The 16213-nt window shown below is 38.1% G+C and carries 15 protein-coding genes and 2 pseudogenes; 7 read left to right on the top strand and 10 right to left on the bottom strand.

What is annotated here, in order from left to right; translation table 11 throughout:
* Position 1 precedes the first annotated feature (1 nt).
* On the bottom strand, positions 2-997 hold the full coding sequence (locus tag WG932_RS02270) for a TRAP transporter substrate-binding protein (RefSeq protein WP_149392388.1): 996 nt from the start codon (positions 995-997) through the stop codon (positions 2-4).
* Positions 998-1377: 380 nt separating this feature from the next.
* Here WG932_RS02270 and WG932_RS02265 point away from each other — a divergent pair, with 380 nt between their 5' ends.
* From WG932_RS02265 to WG932_RS02250, 4 genes and pseudogenes are all read left to right on the top strand, one after another.
* Positions 1378-3021 (top strand): UxaA family hydrolase, encoded by a 1644-nt coding sequence (locus WG932_RS02265; protein WP_483086798.1) that lies wholly within the window; start codon positions 1378-1380, stop codon positions 3019-3021.
* Between the two features lie 26 nt (positions 3022-3047).
* Positions 3048-3863 carry an SDR family oxidoreductase gene (locus tag WG932_RS02260; protein WP_014021840.1) on the top strand — a complete coding sequence of 272 codons (816 nt, stop codon included), beginning with the start codon at positions 3048-3050 and terminating at the stop codon, positions 3861-3863.
* Positions 3864-3886: 23 nt separating this feature from the next.
* Positions 3887-5052 (top strand): annotated as a pseudogene (gene uxuA, locus WG932_RS02255) (mannonate dehydratase).
* Between the two features lie 47 nt (positions 5053-5099).
* Positions 5100-6457 (top strand): annotated as a pseudogene (locus WG932_RS02250) (Gfo/Idh/MocA family protein).
* 289 nt (positions 6458-6746) lie between these two features.
* On the opposite strand, the gene WG932_RS02245 reads toward WG932_RS02250, so the two are convergent.
* Positions 6747-7802: a Rossmann-fold NAD(P)-binding domain-containing protein gene (locus WG932_RS02245; RefSeq protein WP_483086797.1), complete on the bottom strand. Its 1056-nt coding sequence runs from the start codon at positions 7800-7802 to the stop codon at positions 6747-6749.
* Complete coding sequence (locus tag WG932_RS02240) at positions 7760-8155, bottom strand: NAD-dependent epimerase/dehydratase family protein (RefSeq protein WP_483086796.1); 396 nt, start codon at positions 8153-8155, stop codon at positions 7760-7762. The genes WG932_RS02245 and WG932_RS02240 overlap by 43 nt, the downstream gene beginning before the upstream one ends.
* Before the next feature lie 99 nt (positions 8156-8254).
* Here WG932_RS02240 and WG932_RS02235 point away from each other — a divergent pair, with 99 nt between their 5' ends.
* From WG932_RS02235 to WG932_RS02225, 3 genes are read left to right on the top strand one after another with little or no spacing between them, the layout of a single operon-like run.
* Positions 8255-9856: a hypothetical protein gene (locus WG932_RS02235; RefSeq protein ID WP_483086795.1), complete on the top strand. Its 1602-nt coding sequence runs from the start codon at positions 8255-8257 to the stop codon at positions 9854-9856.
* 34 nt (positions 9857-9890) lie between these two features.
* The gene (locus tag WG932_RS02230) at positions 9891-11231 is read left to right on the top strand and encodes an amidohydrolase family protein (RefSeq protein WP_483086794.1); all 1341 of its coding nucleotides are present in this window, start codon (positions 9891-9893) and stop codon (positions 11229-11231) included.
* A complete protein-coding gene (locus WG932_RS02225; RefSeq protein ID WP_483086793.1) occupies positions 11195-11536 on the top strand; it encodes an amidohydrolase family protein in 342 nt (113 codons plus the stop codon). The genes WG932_RS02230 and WG932_RS02225 overlap by 37 nt, the downstream gene beginning before the upstream one ends.
* Here the strand turns inward: WG932_RS02225 and WG932_RS02220 are convergent, their stop codons facing one another.
* From WG932_RS02220 to WG932_RS02190, 7 genes are all read right to left on the bottom strand, one after another.
* Positions 11537-12277: an AAC(3) family N-acetyltransferase gene (locus WG932_RS02220; RefSeq protein WP_483086792.1), complete on the bottom strand. Its 741-nt coding sequence runs from the start codon at positions 12275-12277 to the stop codon at positions 11537-11539. It lies immediately after the preceding gene.
* 388 nt (positions 12278-12665) lie between these two features.
* Positions 12666-13025 (bottom strand): Dps family protein, encoded by a 360-nt coding sequence (locus WG932_RS02215; protein ID WP_483086791.1) that lies wholly within the window; start codon positions 13023-13025, stop codon positions 12666-12668.
* A 140-nt stretch (positions 13026-13165) separates the two neighbouring features.
* A complete protein-coding gene (locus tag WG932_RS02210; RefSeq protein WP_014021833.1) occupies positions 13166-13480 on the bottom strand; it encodes a rhodanese-like domain-containing protein in 315 nt (104 codons plus the stop codon).
* Positions 13481-13484: 4 nt separating this feature from the next.
* On the bottom strand, positions 13485-13769 hold the full coding sequence (locus tag WG932_RS02205) for a rhodanese-like domain-containing protein (protein WP_014021832.1): 285 nt from the start codon (positions 13767-13769) through the stop codon (positions 13485-13487).
* 591 nt (positions 13770-14360) lie between these two features.
* Positions 14361-14861 carry an SGNH/GDSL hydrolase family protein gene (locus tag WG932_RS02200; RefSeq protein ID WP_483086790.1) on the bottom strand — a complete coding sequence of 167 codons (501 nt, stop codon included), beginning with the start codon at positions 14859-14861 and terminating at the stop codon, positions 14361-14363.
* Complete coding sequence (locus tag WG932_RS02195) at positions 14861-15127, bottom strand: hypothetical protein (RefSeq protein ID WP_483086789.1); 267 nt, start codon at positions 15125-15127, stop codon at positions 14861-14863. The genes WG932_RS02200 and WG932_RS02195 overlap by 1 nt, the downstream gene beginning before the upstream one ends.
* A 53-nt stretch (positions 15128-15180) precedes the next feature.
* Complete coding sequence (locus WG932_RS02190; RefSeq protein ID WP_483086788.1) at positions 15181-16137, bottom strand: glycoside hydrolase family protein; 957 nt, start codon at positions 16135-16137, stop codon at positions 15181-15183.
* Positions 16138-16213: the final 76 nt, after the last annotated feature.

Raw genomic sequence — 16213 nt, 5'->3', positions numbered from 1 at the left:
CTTAATATTTTCTGATTTCTTGTACCAATTTATACATTTCCGGATCCGTTTCTTTCATTAATTCATAGACCTTTTCTGCCTCTTTTCTAAAAGGCTCTTTGTCGGGATGTAAAACCTCCACACCGGCTTCTTCTAGAATCTTCATTGATTCAGCAACAGATTCTTCCCATAGTTTGTACTGATAAACAGCCGATTCATCAGCAGCCTCTTGCAACCATGTTTTTTCCTCCTCGGATAAAAGGTCCCAAACTTTGGTACTAACAATCATCATATCGGGAATAGCCGTATGTTCATTTAAAGAATAATATTTACATACTTCATAATGGCGGGAAGTAACAAAGCTGGGCGGGTTATTTTCTGCCCCATCCACAATCCCTTGTTGCAATGCCGTATATAGTTCACCAAAGGATACAGGAGTGGGCGAACCACCAAAGCTCTGCACCATATTTACTGCAGTAGGACTTTCCATGACCCTAATTTTCAATCCCTCAATATCTTGAGGAACCATTACAGGTTTGTCTTTTGTATAAAAACTTCGTTTACCACCATCGTAAAAACACAAGCCTTTCAACCAATATTTCTCTCCGGCAGCCAAAAGTTGCTTCCCTATGGGGCCTTCCAAAACCCTAGCTTGTTGAGCATCATCCTTGAATAAATAAGGTTGTCCTAGTATTTTAATTTCGGGAGCAAATCCCTCCATGGCAGCAGTAGAAACTTTGGTCATGGCCAAGCTACCAATTTGTAGCAACTCCACAAGTTCCCTCTCCGTTCCTAATTGTTGGTTGGGGTAAACTTGAACAATCATTTCTCCATTGGACTTTTCTTCGGCTTTTTCTGCTAAATAAAGCATGGCTGCATGAACCGGATGGCTGGTATCCAATCCATGGCCGAGCTTTAATACCCTAACCCCTCCGGGTTTTGAGCAGCTCACCAGTAGGGCTGCCAAAAGCAGCATACTGAGGTAGATTGGGAAATTTGTCTTTTTTAATTTCAGCATATGAATTGCAATCTTATTTGGGTTTCTATTATTTTACTTCTTAAAATTATGTGAATTAACTTTTATTACAATAATTCAAGCACATTATCTCTAGGCAAATATTAAAGAAGGAAATGCCAAAAATACACACCTTAATATCTATTCACTGATTAATAATACTTTAGCATGATTATTATTAAAAAATCCTTTTCCAAATTTTTCCCTTTACTTTTATCGTAATCATTCCTAAACCATCACTTTTCTTTCTGACCTAAAATTGAAAATCCTACAATTAACCGTCAAAATTAATGGGGAATCAAAAAAAGAAGCCCTGAGCCTCTTTTCTTTTAATTTATTTCTAAATTGTGCAATCGATTGCTCAAGATAATCAAATAATTGAAATGGTGCATAAAGTTTTACGAATTCATCCCGACGACAACGTTTTGGTTGCGTTAACGGACCTTAAAAAAGGCGAAATTATCCAATTTGAAAACAATGAAATTACATTAAAAAATAGTGTTTCTGCCAAACACAAATTTACCATTACTGATCTGGACCAAGGTGATCAGGTGTACATGTATGGTATTATTGTAGGTAAAGCCTTATCCCCGATTGCCTCAGGAGAGGTGATTACTACCACTAACTTGGCCCATCAGACAGCAACTTACACCGGCAAAAGGAAAGATTTTAAATGGAATGCACCAGACGTCAGTAAATGGAAAAACCGAACATTTGATGGATACCATAGACCTGACGGACAAGTTGGAACTGCCAATTATTGGCTGGTGGTACCATTGGTTTTTGTAAACCGGAATGTGGAAATCATGAAACAAGCCTTTGTAGAGGAATTAGGTTTTGCTAAACCCAACCCCTACAAGTCCTTTGTAAAGCAAATGAAGCAACTTTACTTGGAGGGTGACAAAGAAGGTTTGAAACAAGTTGGCGTTGAAGCCTTGGAACAAGTCGGTGAGGATAAGCTTTTTAAAAACATTGATGGAATAAAATTCCTCACGCACAATGGCGGTTGTGGGGGCACTAGACAAGACTCTGAAGCACTCTGTGCTTTGATTGCAGGCTATATCAATAATCCAAACGTAGCTGGGGCCACTATTTTGAGCTTGGGTTGTCAAAATGCTCAACCTGCAATCCTTAAAGAAAAATTGGCCAATATCGATCCGGACTTTAAAAAACCTGTAATCATTTTAGAACAGCAGGAAGAAGGTACAGAACCCCAATTACTTACCAAAGCCATTCAATCCACTTTCTTGGCGATGACCGAAGCAGATCAATTGGAGAGAAAACCAGCTCCTTTGAGTCAATTGACAATAGGACTGGAATGTGGAGGATCTGATGGATTTTCAGGAATTTCTGCCAACCCATCTTTGGGTCAAGTCTCTGATATAATGGCTGCTTTGGGAGGTAAAACCATTCTTTCTGAGTTTCCCGAACTCTGCGGTGTAGAACAAGAATTGATCAATAGGTGCACTACTGATGAAAATGCTGAGAAGTTTGTCCGATTGATGCGTGCTTATGCAGCTTCAGCTGAAGCTGTAGGTTCAGGTTTCGATATGAATCCCAGTCCCGGAAATATCAAAGATGGTCTGATTACAGATGCAATAAAATCAGCCGGAGCTGCCAAAAAAGGTGGTACCTCCCCCATAGTTGATATTCTCGACTATACTGAGATTGTCACTAAACCCGGTTTAAGTTTGCTATGCTCCCCCGGCAATGATGTAGAAAGTACCACAGCCATGGCAGGTTCCGGTGCCAACATTATTTTATTTACTACCGGCTTGGGCACCCCTACAGGCAATCCCATTACCCCTGTGATTAAAGTTTCTTCCAATCATAAGCTTTCTGAAAAAATGGCTGACATTATTGATGTCAATACAGGAGGAATTATTTCGGGCGAAAAAACCATTCCTGAAATGGGAGATGAATTGTTGGAGTACATCATTCAAGTGGCCAGTGGTACCATTAAAGCAAAAGCCGTCTTGTTAAATCAAGATGATTTTATCCCATGGAAACGTGGAGTATCTCTTTAAATTAAATAGTATAACCATAAAATAAAATGTCTCAATTATTTTCAGTAAAAAACAAAGTCATCATCATTAGTGGTGGAACCGGTGTTTTAGGCAAAGCAATTGCCAAGCACTTGGCACAAGAAGGTGCACAGATGGTAATCCTCGGAAGAAATGAGGAAAAGGTAAGTGCACTGGTAAATGAAATTAAAGATGATGGAGGATATGCTTATCCGGCAATAGCAGACGTAACGGACGAAAAAGCTTTATCTCAAGTCAAAGAAGCACTTGAGAAAGAGTTTGACCAAATCGATGTATTGATCAATGCTGCCGGAGGAAATATGCCAGGAGCAACGGTAATGCCTGATCAGATGCTTTCTGACCTATCTTCTGATGCGGTAAAAACCATCATGGACCTCAATTATATGGGTACATTTTTGCCGATCAAAAACTTTTTACCTTTACTAACAAAAAACAAGGAAGCATCCATAATCAACATCTCCTCAATGGCTGCAAGTAGACCAATGACTCGAGTTATGGGCTATGCGTCAGCAAAAGCTGCCATTGACAATATGACAAAATGGATGTCTGTTGAATTTGCTAAAAAATATGGTGCAGGAATCCGTGTAAATGCTGTAGCACCTGGTTTCTTTTTGACTGCGCAAAATGAAGCTTTACTTACTAATAAAGATGGAAGCCTCACTCAACGTGGGAATCAAATCATTGACCATACACCAATGGGCCGTTTTGGAAGTCCGGAGGAACTTTATGGTGCTGTGCAATGGCTTTGCAGCGAAGGTTCAAAATTTGTGACCGGAACAATTACAGAAATAGATGGGGGATTTAGCGCGTATTCAGGAGTATGAGTAACAAGAAACAACCAATATATATGGAGCAAACCATGCGTTGGTATGGTCCAAATGATCCCGTAAAATTGTCAGACATTCGACAATCCGGTGCTACGGGCATTGTAACTGCATTGCATCAAATTCCAAATGGAGAAATATGGCCTAGAGAGGCAATCAAAGAAAGAAAAGACATCATTGAGGCTGCAGGCTTGACTTGGTCAGTGGTAGAAAGTGTACCAGTACACGAAAACATCAAAACTCGCTCAGGTAATTTTAAAACCTATATAAAAAATTATCAAGAAAGCATAAGAAATTTAGCAGCAGAAGGAATTGGTACTGTTTGTTATAATTTTATGCCCATTCTGGATTGGACAAGAACCAACCTTGCATACGAAGTGGAAAATGGAGCAAAAGCCTTGCGTTTTGAAATGAAAGCAATTGCAGCCTTTGATTTACATATTCTCCAGCGTCCCGGTGCCGAAGCAGAATATAGTGAAAGCATGAAGCAAAAAGCTAAAGCCTATTTTGATGCCTCGAATGAGGAGGAAAAACAACAGTTGGTCAACAATATCATCGCAGGATTACCGGGAGCAGAAGAAGGATACTCAGTTGAAGACTTTCAAAAAGCATTGGATACCTTTAAAGACATTGATGCAGCTAAACTTGGTGAAAATCTCAATTTGTTCCTGGATGAAATTATTCCTGTAGCAGAAGAGAGTAAGGTTCTTATTTGTATCCACCCTGATGATCCCCCTTCCCTATTTTTGGTTTACCAAGGGTAGTAAGCACGGCGAGTGATTATGACCGAATCCTAGCAAACAATAATAGCCCTTTCAACGGGTTTACTTTTTGTACCGGATCTTTGGGGGTAAGGCCTGATAATGATTTGCCTGCAATGGTTGAAAAATATGGTGAACACATCCATTTCATTCACTTAAGAAGCACTCAACGGGATGAAGAAGGTAATTTCTATGAAGCCAACCATATGGAAGGAGATGTCCCAATGGCTGATGTAGTAGAAGAAATAGTGAAATTACAGCAGAAAATTGGTAAATCTCTCCCCATGCGCCCAGACCATGGCCATCAAATGTTGGATGATCTTGGGAAGGTTACTAATCCCGGTTATTCCGCAATAGGAAGATTAAAAGGACTTGCAGAGCTTCGTGGTTTGGAAATTGGCATCGCTAGAAGTATATTGAACCAATAGTTGGCAAGTATTGAAAACTTTAAAATTTAACAAACCTGAAAATAATTATGAATAATTCAAATGATTCCAGAAGAGATTTTATAAAAAAATCTGCTATGGCTACCATGGGGATTTCCGCTTTAGGAGCTGTAGGTTTTTCTGCAAAAAGCTATGGAAATATCATTGGTGCAAATGACAAGTTAAATATTGCAATAGCCGGATTGGGAAGAAGATTAGGTGCCTATTACGAGCCAATCGGACAAAAATCGAACAATGTACACCTTAAATACCTTTGTGATGTAATGCCTTCGCAGAGAGAAAAGGCGGCAAAAAACTTTGAAAAGCACATCGATTATCAACCAACCCTTGAAAATAGTATTTTCAAAGTATTAGAGGATAAAGAAGTAGACGTATTGATCAATGCCACTCCGGATCACTGGCATGCTCCAGGCACATGGCTTGCTTTAGAGGCAGGAAAACACGTTTATGTAGAAAAACCATGTAGTCACAACCCTTATGAAGGTGAGCTATTGGTTGCCTATCAAAAGCACTACAATAAGGTGGTACAAATGGGAAACCAACAACGTTCTTCTCCTGAAAGTATTGAAGTAATCAAGGCCATACATGCAGGTGAAATTGGAAATGTCTACAAAGCCACCGCATTTTACAATTCAAGTAGAGGTGAAGTTCCTGTTCAAAAGAAAGCAAGTCCTCCAAATGGATTAGACTGGGAATTGTTCCAGGGACCTGCTCCAAGAAGAGATTATACAACTGAAACTTGGGACTATAACTGGCATTGGTATGGCTGGGATTATGGAACAGCAGAATCCGGAAACAATGGAACACATGAGCTTGATGTAGCCAGATGGGCATTACAAGTAGACTTCCCTGAAAAAGTTATCGTAGACTCAGGTAAGTACCATTGGCCAAATGATGGATGGACCATGTATGATACCATGGATGCCGTTTTCAAATTCTCCAATAACAGAACCATTCAGTGGGATGGTAAAAGTAGAAATGGTCACAATACCTATGGACCGGGAAGAGGTACCATCATCTATGGTACTGACGGTTCTGTATATGTGGACAGAGGTGGATACAAAATGTTTGATAGAAAAGGCAAGGAGATCAAGAGCAGCGCTTCAAATAGTAATGAAGCCGGTACCGCTTTAGGTGGTGGCGGAAGCATGTCCACTTTGCATATGGTAAACTTCTTTGATGCTATCAGAGGTAAAGCCACACAAAATAGCCCGATTGATGAGGGTGCAAAAGCGTATTGCTTTGCCACTTGGCCAATATCGCTTCAAGAACAGGCGAAGTACTTACCTGTGACTCTTCGAATGGTCACATTACCAACAGTAAAAAAGGTAAAGCACTTTGGAAAAGAGAATATGAAAAAGGATGGGAACCTAAGCTTAAGGCTTAATTCTTTAATTTTTTCTGATATTAATTTAAAATCCCTGAAAATTTCAGGGATTTTTTTTTAGTTCAATTTTCATGAGGTTAAACTAAACTTCTAAAATAATTTAATCATTATTTCATCCTCAAAATCAATCCCTTAGTCACCCTATTCAATCCCACATTTTGGCAGACAAATTTTCCCTGGAGAGGCTATGCCGAAATTCCAAGGAAACTGATTTTGCTACGATCACTACCTAAATTACGATCTTTTTTTATATAACGATTACTCATAAAGCGCTTACTGTTTTCAATGATTATTTAACAGTGCTTTTTCTTCTACCTACCGCATTAAGGTATTTGGCATACCTATTCATTACCCATAGATGAAGCCTTGCTTGCGTATTTACATAAATCAACCAAGGAATCTTAGGAACAAATTCATGTATGGCGGAAATAATGTATTTACCGTCTAAGACCTCTCTGAATTCTAGCCAACCATAATTGGCTCTGCTCACTAAATAGCCTCCTGTAATATAAAATAATTGTCTCTTTTTATCGCTTCTGTCCTTAACCCAAGACAACTGTAACATTGGTTTTTTGATAGAAAACAAATAAAAACTTATTACTTTTTTTTCATCTTCCTTGGCCTTAATTATAGATTTGAAGAACGTGGGCAACCAAACCTTGTACCTATTCGCAGCCCAAAAAGCACTTCTACCTCGTAAATTGGCCATTCTTTGTATACTTCTAACTGTATTTTTCTGGGTTTTTAGTGACCTAAACTTAGGTAGAACAGGCTCTTCTTTTGATTGTAAGGCTATTTTCACTGCTTCATCATAACTCTGGTAGGAAATATTCTTTTGCTTAAATGACAATTCTTGCGACACCGTCATGGTATGTTTCAAGCTTTCCACCAATGGTGAAACCAATTGAGAAGGACTTTCTCCAAAATAGCCAACCCATAGTTTTGAAAGGCCTGGAGAGAAAAAAGGTACCGAGAAAATCCACCTTTTCTTTCCCATTACTTTTGATGTGCGGATTAGCATTTCCTTATAACTCATCACTTCTGGGTTCCCAATTTCTATGGCCTTGTCATACACTGCTTCATTTCCTAGGCAAGAATCAATAATGGTAAGGGTGTCTCTAAGAGAGATAGGTTGTGTATTGGATTCTGTCCATTTTGGGCAAACCATTACAGGCAGTTTTTTTACGAGATTTTTGATCATGTCAAAGGAAGAACCTCCTGGCCCCACAATTATACTTGCACGCAAGGCAGTAAGGGCTGCTGATCCGGTGGATAAGGTTTTCTCTACTTCCAGACGGCTTTTCAAATGGAGTGACCATTCTTCTTCGGGTTCTCCTTTAGGCAAAATCCCCCTAGATATATGATTTGCTCCACCGCATTAGCTGTAGCAGCTCGTGCAAAATTATCGGCTAGAAGGAGGTCTGTATCCTCAAAACTTCCTTGATTAAGCCTGGTAGTTGCATTCATTGAGTGCACTAAATAAATGGCATAGTCCACACCTTGGAGAGCCTCTGTAGTAGAGGAAATAGAGTACAGTTCTACTTGCCTCCATTCAATTTCTTTCAAAGGGTTTTCAACTACCTCTTTCCTACTTAAACCAATAATATGGTAGTGATCTTTGAATCTGTCCATAAACCACCTGCCTATATAACCGGTTGCCCCTGCTATGGCTAAAACTTTCTTTCTTTTTAAAGTCATACTTATATCAACTAGTCTAAGCTTAAATTGTTAGTGCTTCTCTAAGTTATTCCTATTTTTGCCTTTAACTTTATTTAAGTAAATAAAAAAACATAAGTTATGCATAAGTTTTTCAAATTCTTTATGGTAGCATTGACCATTTCAGGAGTTGCAATGGCTCAGGAGGAGGAGGCAAATTGGGATGTTTCAAGGCCAAATGGAGATTGGGATTTTGACTGGATAAATTTCACTACTGATGAAGGAACCTGGATGAATCTGGACGTGAGCCCAGATGGTAGCACCATTGTGTTTGATCTGCTTGGAGATATTTATTCCATTCCAATTAAAGGAGGTAAAGCAACAGTCTTGAGAACAGGAATGCCTTTTGAGGTACAGCCAAGATTCAGTCCGGACGGAAAATGGATTTCCTTTACCTCAGATGCCGGAGGGGGAGACAATATTTGGATAATGAAAGCGGATGGAACTGAAGCCAAACAAATTACCAAGGAATCTTTCCGTTTGTTAAACAATGCAGATTGGATGCCTGATGGAAATTTTTTAATTGCTCGAAAACATTTCACTTCAGGAAGATCTTTAGGTGCGGGAGAAATGTGGCAATATCATATTTCAGGAGGAACAGGCCTACAACTTACCAAAAGAAAAAATGATCAACAGGATGTCAATGAACCTTCTATTTCTTCGGATGGTAAATATTTGTATTACAGTGAAGACATGGCTCCAGGAGGAAGCTTTCAATACAATAGAGACCCCAATGGACAAATTTATGTGATCAAGAGGTATGATTTTCAAACCGGAGAAATAAAAACCATCACTGGGGGACCCGGTGGAGCAGCAAGACCACAAATCTCTCCTGATGGAAGCAAGCTAGCGTTTATTAAACGGGTAAGAACGAAGACAGTATTGTACATACATGATCTTAAAACAGGTGAAGAGTGGCCGGTTTATGACCAGTTAAACAAGGACCAGCAAACCGCTTGGGCTATTTTTGGTGTATATCCGGGTTTTGCTTGGTTACCTGAAGGTGACGAATTGGTTATTTGGGCAAAAGGTAAAATCCACAGAATTGATATCGCTACACGCTACCAAAGCATTGTACCCTTTTCTGTGGATGTGAATATGCCATTGGCCAAATGGGTTCATTTTGACCATCGAATTGAGCGTGAAGAGTTTACCGCTAAGATGATAAGAGACGTAAGCACCTCTCCTGACGGTCAAAGCATTGTTTTTAGGGCTTTGGGCTATATTTGGACTAAAAATTTACCCAACGGAAAACCTAAAAGGTTAACGAATGGTGAGGATTTTGAAGCTGAACCCTCTTTTTCCCCTGATGGTAAAAAAATTGCATTTGTAACCTGGAATGATCTGAATAAAGGAGCCATATTGGAAATTGACCTAAGCAGCAAGAAAATCTCACCGCTAACAAAAGAAAAAGGTATTTATAGAACTCCAAGCTATTCACCGGATGGTAATACTTTGGTTTACAAAAAAGAAGGCGGAAATTTGGACCAGGGAAGGACCTTTGCAAAGAACCCAGGTTTATACCTTTTAAATTTAAAAACAAGTCAAGAAAATTATTTAAATGTATCGGGAGATTTCCTAGCTTCACTAAAGATGGAAAAAGAATTTTCTTCCAATCCGGAGGAAAGTTTTTGGAAACCTGACAAAAAACTTAAAATCAATCAACTTAAATGGAGAAGATGAACAAACCCATGTAGCATCTAAATATGGCAATCGCTTGGTTCCAAGCCCAGATAATAAATGGGTAGCGTTTATTCATCTGCACAAAGCTTACGTGTCCCCATTGGTACTTAATGGCCAAAAGATCAACCTAGACAACAACAGCAAATTTGTTCCGGTGGCAACCTTGGATAAAGATGCAGGACTGTACTTACACTGGTCAAAGAATAGTGAAAAAGTACATTGGGTTTTAGGTGACAAATACTATAGCTCAAATTTGGTCGACAAGTTTCATTTTCTAACTGAGAATAAAATAGAAACTGACATTGAAAATGGAGGCCTTGAAATAGGTCTTACTGCAAAGGTAGATCAACCCAAAGGATCCATAGCTTTTACCGGAGCTACTATAATTACCATGGAAGGAGAGGAAATCATCACAAATGGCACTTTGGTAATTGAGGGAGCTAAAATCCTTTCTGTAGGAAAAAGTGGAGAAGTCGACATTCCTAAAAATGCCCTGGTTTATAACATGAAGGGTAAAACCATAATGCCGGGAATGGTAGATGCACATGCTCATATTGGTGCTTTTAGAGATGGGCTGACTGTACAACAAAACTGGCAATTGTATGCCAACCTTGCTTATGGTGTAACAACCTCACATGATCCCTCAGCCAACAGTGAAACGGTATTTACATTATCAGAAATGATAAAAAGTGGTAAATTAGTAGGACCAAGAGTGTTCAGTACAGGTTTTATTCTATATGGGGCTGATGGTGATTTTAAGGCAGTGATCAATAAACTAGAAGATGCTAAATCCTCCATTAGACGCACCAGAGCATTTGGCGCCACAGCTGTAAAGTCATATAATCAGCCGAGAAGAGATCAAAGACAGCAGGTACTGCAAGCTGCAAGAGAATTAGGTGTCAATGTGGTCCCTGAAGGAGGCTCCACATTATTTCACAACTTATCTATGGTGCAAGATGGTCACACAGGAATAGAGCATAATATTCCAATTGCTCCGGTTTACAATGATGTGATAGAATTTTGGAAAAGAACCAAGGTGGGTTATACACCTACCCTCATTGTTAATTATGGAGGTCTCAATGGAGAAAATTACTGGTATCAAAAATCAAATGTATGGGAAGATGACAAACTATTGCAATTTACACCAAGAGGTCTAGTGGATGCTCTATCCAGACATCGCAACATGGCTCCGGATGAGGAATATGAAAATGGCCATATACTAACTTCAAAGCAGGTAAATTCACTTGCTAAGAATGGGGTAAAAATAAACTTGGGTGCTCATGGTCAACTGCAAGGTTTGGGTGCACATTGGGAACTTTGGAGCCTTGTACAAGGGGAATGTCAAACCATGAAGCCTTACAAGCGGCCACCATAAACGGAGCAGCTTATATAGGCATGAGTAAGGACATTGGATCAATTAAACCAGGGAAATTAGCCGACATCATAATTTTGGACAAAAACCCTCTGGAAGATATCCGAAATTCAAGTTCAATTTCACACACCATGATCAATGGAAGGCTCTATAAGTCAAATACTATGGATGAAATAGGAAATGAAGCAAAAAAGCGTCAACCTTTCTATTGGGAAAACAGCCTTTTTCATGAAGCATTCCCTTGGCATGAAAGTATACAAACTTATATGCAGAGCGGATGTGGCTGTCATGCACACACCAGCCAATAATTAATTGGCCCTATCAATAAAATAAAAGAGATCTTGTTTCAAATACTTGATCCCTTTTTCCCATATTGCCGAAGCCATCATTACAATGCTTTTGGCCTCCAAAATCTTACCCGTTCTGTACTCGGCAGGTTCAAGAACATCTAATAAGCGATCATAGCGTTGCTCATAACCATTAAACCCATGTCTTTGGTAGGTTTTCTTTATCGCATTTCCGTTTGATAATTGCAGCGTATGTGAGACCTTTTCTCCAAATAAATAGGGTGGAATGATTTGCTCTTCAACCGCATGCATGGAAGTATTGGGTTTGCTGCCACAACCCAAAAACAATACTTTTCCACCTATCTGTGGTAGCCTGGCAAAAGGTGAACAGGGACCACAGGGTGTCTCATCCAAGAGATGATCTTTTAAAAGGAAATCTGATTTACTTCCAATACCACATACAGAATGGGTTGGATGAATACTTCGCTTAACACCTGGATATGTTCTAAAGAACTCCGTTAAGGCTCCTACACAAGAAGCTGTGTTCAACTCATCAAAAACAGGTTGTGCCTTATTTACGGTTTTGTAGGATAAACTGGGCATCAAAAGAGTTCCCTCTTCTCCTATTTGATCCAAAAAAGCCTGAACTATAATATTTGCTCGATATGGAAACTTTCCAACGGAATTTAGGGAAGCATGCACCAATACGTGATCTCCTTTTTTAATTCCTAATAAGGACAAGTCCTTTCTAATTTGCTTCACAATTTCATTCATAAGCAGCTATAATAAATCAAGATAATTTTCACATTACTTAATGGTGAGCATGATCATTTTGTAAAAAGATAGCTATATAATTTGATTTTTAAAGCTAAAAAAGTTTGGGTTTTGATTTCAAAATCTAAGTTACTCGGTTTTACCTGAAATAAGCTTTTGACAACCTATTTTAAAAAAACTCAAAATCAGTCACTGGGATGGGCCACAGATTAAAATCCCATAACATAATCAGGGTTTAAATTAGAAACAGTTATCAACCAAAAAGCTTCCCAATTTTGCTGAAAACAATAATCGGGAAGCTTTCATTAAATTTAAAGTAATCTTTAATTTTCTTTGGATAGGAAAAATTAATGGGCTTACTTAAATAAAGGATGGCTTATTTATTCAAGAAGGATGAGTACATCCAAACCAATTTCTCTTGTTCGCTGATATAATCACTCATTAAGGCATTGGTACCTTCATCTTCTGCATCTGCGGAAAGAGCCAACAGTTCTCGCTGTCTTAAAATAATGGTTTCAAATGCTTCCAATATACTCTGCACACCTTCGCTTCCATCAGAAACATTACTAACACTTTTGATTTTAGCTACTTTCTTATAGTCATCAAAAGTATGTAGAGGAGTCGCTCCCAGTGTCAGAATTCTCTCTGCAACTTCATCTACCTTAACTAATAGATCATTGTACAATTCTTCGTACTTCATATGCAGTTCAAAAACTTCTCGCCTTTTATATTCCAATGTAGCCCTCTGGTATTTTGGTAGAACATCATATAATCTGCGAGCAAATTATTAAGCTCTTCAGCAAGGGATTTACTTTTAGCAACATCAAGTCCAATTTGATTTGTTTTTTCATTTTGGTTTATATTTAAAAATCAATACTAAATTTTACTTTGCAAACTGTTCCAAGCACCTCCATTGTATACTACCTTATAGCCGCCGGCTTTCAGAATCCTTTTGGCCGAGGCACTTCTCATTCCACTAGCACAGCATGTGATTATCGGCTGGTTTTTATCTTTCAATCTGCTCAGATGATTACTTAACGTATCTAAAGGGATGTTGGTTGACTTTATTATGTGTCCTTCCTGAAACTCCTTCTTAGTCCGAACATCAATGATAACAGCACCGCTATTCATTACTTCGGCAAAATTAATTTTAGGACCAAAACCGAATAATTTTTTGATTGTGTTTAACATTGAATTAAGCAGTTTGTGTTTGGTAGTAATTAACTTCCAACCAAGATCCCCCATTATAACATTCTATTCCCTGTTGTTTCAAGAATTGGGTAGCTTGTCCACTCCTTCCCCCACTAGCGCAACACAAAATTAAGGGTTTTTTCAATAATTCGAGTTCCTCTTTTCTGCTTTCAAGCTCTTGTAAGGGCACATTTATTGAACCTTCTGCATTGCCACCACTAAATTCCATTGGAGTTCTAACATCTATTATTGTACCTCTATTTTCCTTAATTAACTTATTAATATCCATTTTAATTCATTTTTAAATTGTCCTCATAAAATCAACCTAGACCCACAAACCATTAAGCCATACAGCTTAATGGTAGTTAAACCCGAGATATTCAATCAACAGTCTATTACAAACTTTACTGGATAATCCGGGGAAACTTATTTTAATAGTGATAGTACATCTTTATAAATTAAATTTGTTAACTAACCCTACAAAACAATATTTGTCTCTGTTGGATAGTGTAAAGGTGCAAAATCTTGATTTCCTATTCAGGGACTTTTGTTACATAAGAAAAATAAAAAGCATCTTTGAACCCTACCCTATTTGTACAAACCAATCCGGGACTGTCTAATTGGCTGATTTCAGTGTTATTCTATATATACTCTTAAAGCCAAAAGCCAGCAATACCATTTTGAAATTAAAACAAACTTTTTGATAGGACTTTTAAAACAGAAAAAAACTTATTTGCGAAAAATTGAATACAATGCTTAATTATGGTTGATACCAAGGTGATTCCAAGCATTGGGCTTCTGGATTGCTACTATACTTAGATTAAAGAAAATCTATTCGACCAATTGTTCTCATAGACTAGCTTATCTACACTTACCAATACTACTTTTCAAAAAAACTCAAATGATTGCGTGCCTCATTTATCCAAATTCGTGCTATTAATTCATGTCCGGCAGGCATGGGATGTAACCCATCCCAAACCCAGTATTTTGCCGATGTCTTTTTAAGAGAATTATTAAAAGGTTCCTGTAATGCTATATGAACACAATTATAATGGTCGGCTAGCTGTCTAATAATTGACTGCATTTTGTTCATCACCTCTTCCCACTGCAATTTTTTCACCCTAGACCAATCATCTATCAATAAAAAAGGTTCGCATAAAAATATTATTGTATTGGGGAGTTCCGCTTTTGTTATTTTAATCAAGGTTTTATAATCCTCCTTCCATTCCTCTAAAGTATATTCATTGGCAATAATTCTTGACACATCATTTACTCCAATTAAAATACTTAATAAATCAGGCTTTAAATCGATGGTATCTTCTTGCCAGCGATTTAAAAGGTCTTTTACTTTATTTCCACTAATCCCCCTATTATAAAACATTAATTTTTTTTAGGGTAGTCGAACCATAGGCGACTAGAAATAAGGTAGGCATAACCATGTCCCATAACGTGATTCCAGTCTTCGTTTCTTGATCTCGCTCCATCAGTGATTGAGTCTCCTTGGAAGAGGATAGTTAAACCTTTTTCATTTTCTTTTAATAGGGTGAAATTTTTTCTGTCATTACCAGAAAGAATAGCCGGAAATGTTAAGCCTGCGAAGCCCATTAAGCTAATTTTAAAGAAAAAATTTCTTCGTGATTTCTTCATTTGCTTATTTAATCCATTAGATTGCCTCTAATTCATTAAGCTACAGAGATTGGTTATTTTCCGGGCCACTCCCAATTTATCAAATCATCACTCCAAGCAATTCCTATTGAAGCATTTTTATCAAAATCTCCTTCCTCCTCTGTTTTAGGGCCTGAACCATGAAAAAACATTAGATATTTACCATACTTTGGGTTTCGCCTTAAATTAACCACCGTTCCGGCAGTAATTCTTCCTTTGGCCCATTGCCATTGGTCTTGTCCCAAAACGATCAAATCCCCCCAATCTTTCCAATCTTTTAAATTGGAAGAACGTTTGATATGGATACCATTTTCAGGAGAATGAAACAAAAGGTATTCATTATTTTCAGTAAGAACTGTTACATTTTCACCTGAACTGGTATGACAGCAATAAGTCCAGTTATTCAAATCATAGGAATAGGACATGCTTACCCCATTTTGCTTATAAAAGCACCACCATTTACCTTTTTCATCCTTGTCTTCAACAAGGTATGGATCGATCATTCTTCCCATATCTTCTTGCTCTACCTTGGGCCCCTTCACTTTTAGCAGCTCAGGCTCAGTCCAGCTTTTCAAATCCTTGCTCCTCATGGTATAAATTCGTGCTTCTGAAGTTCCATACGTGACAGGATCATTTACACCTAAACCTGGTCTAGGATAAGTTTGTAAGCTAAGCACCCATTCATCATTGAATCGAATCACATTTCCCGGACTACAAAAATTAAAATGTTGACCTTTAGGTGTAATAATTTCACCCGGGCTCCAGTGAATCAAATCTTTAGATTTGCTAATGGCTGTATAGGAATAAATCAACCCTTCCTCAGCCTTTACCAAAGTATAAAACAGATAGAATACATTCTGGTGAAACAAAATTGCAGGATCTCTATATGCTATAGAATCGTTACCTTTTAAAATAACAGGAGATTTAAGCGCTTTTAAAATACTTTCTTGGCCTTCTGTTTGGTGCGTGAAAAGCACTATAAACAAAAGCAAAGTTAAACTATTTTTAAAATACATTATTTATTAATAAAAGTTTGAAATTCGAATAGAATATTCCTATTTCCGAAGA

Source organism: Cyclobacterium sp. SOCE241 (assembly GCF_056867545.1).
Note: the sequence above shows the minus strand (reverse complement) of the source record. Positions and strands in the feature narration are given on the sequence as shown.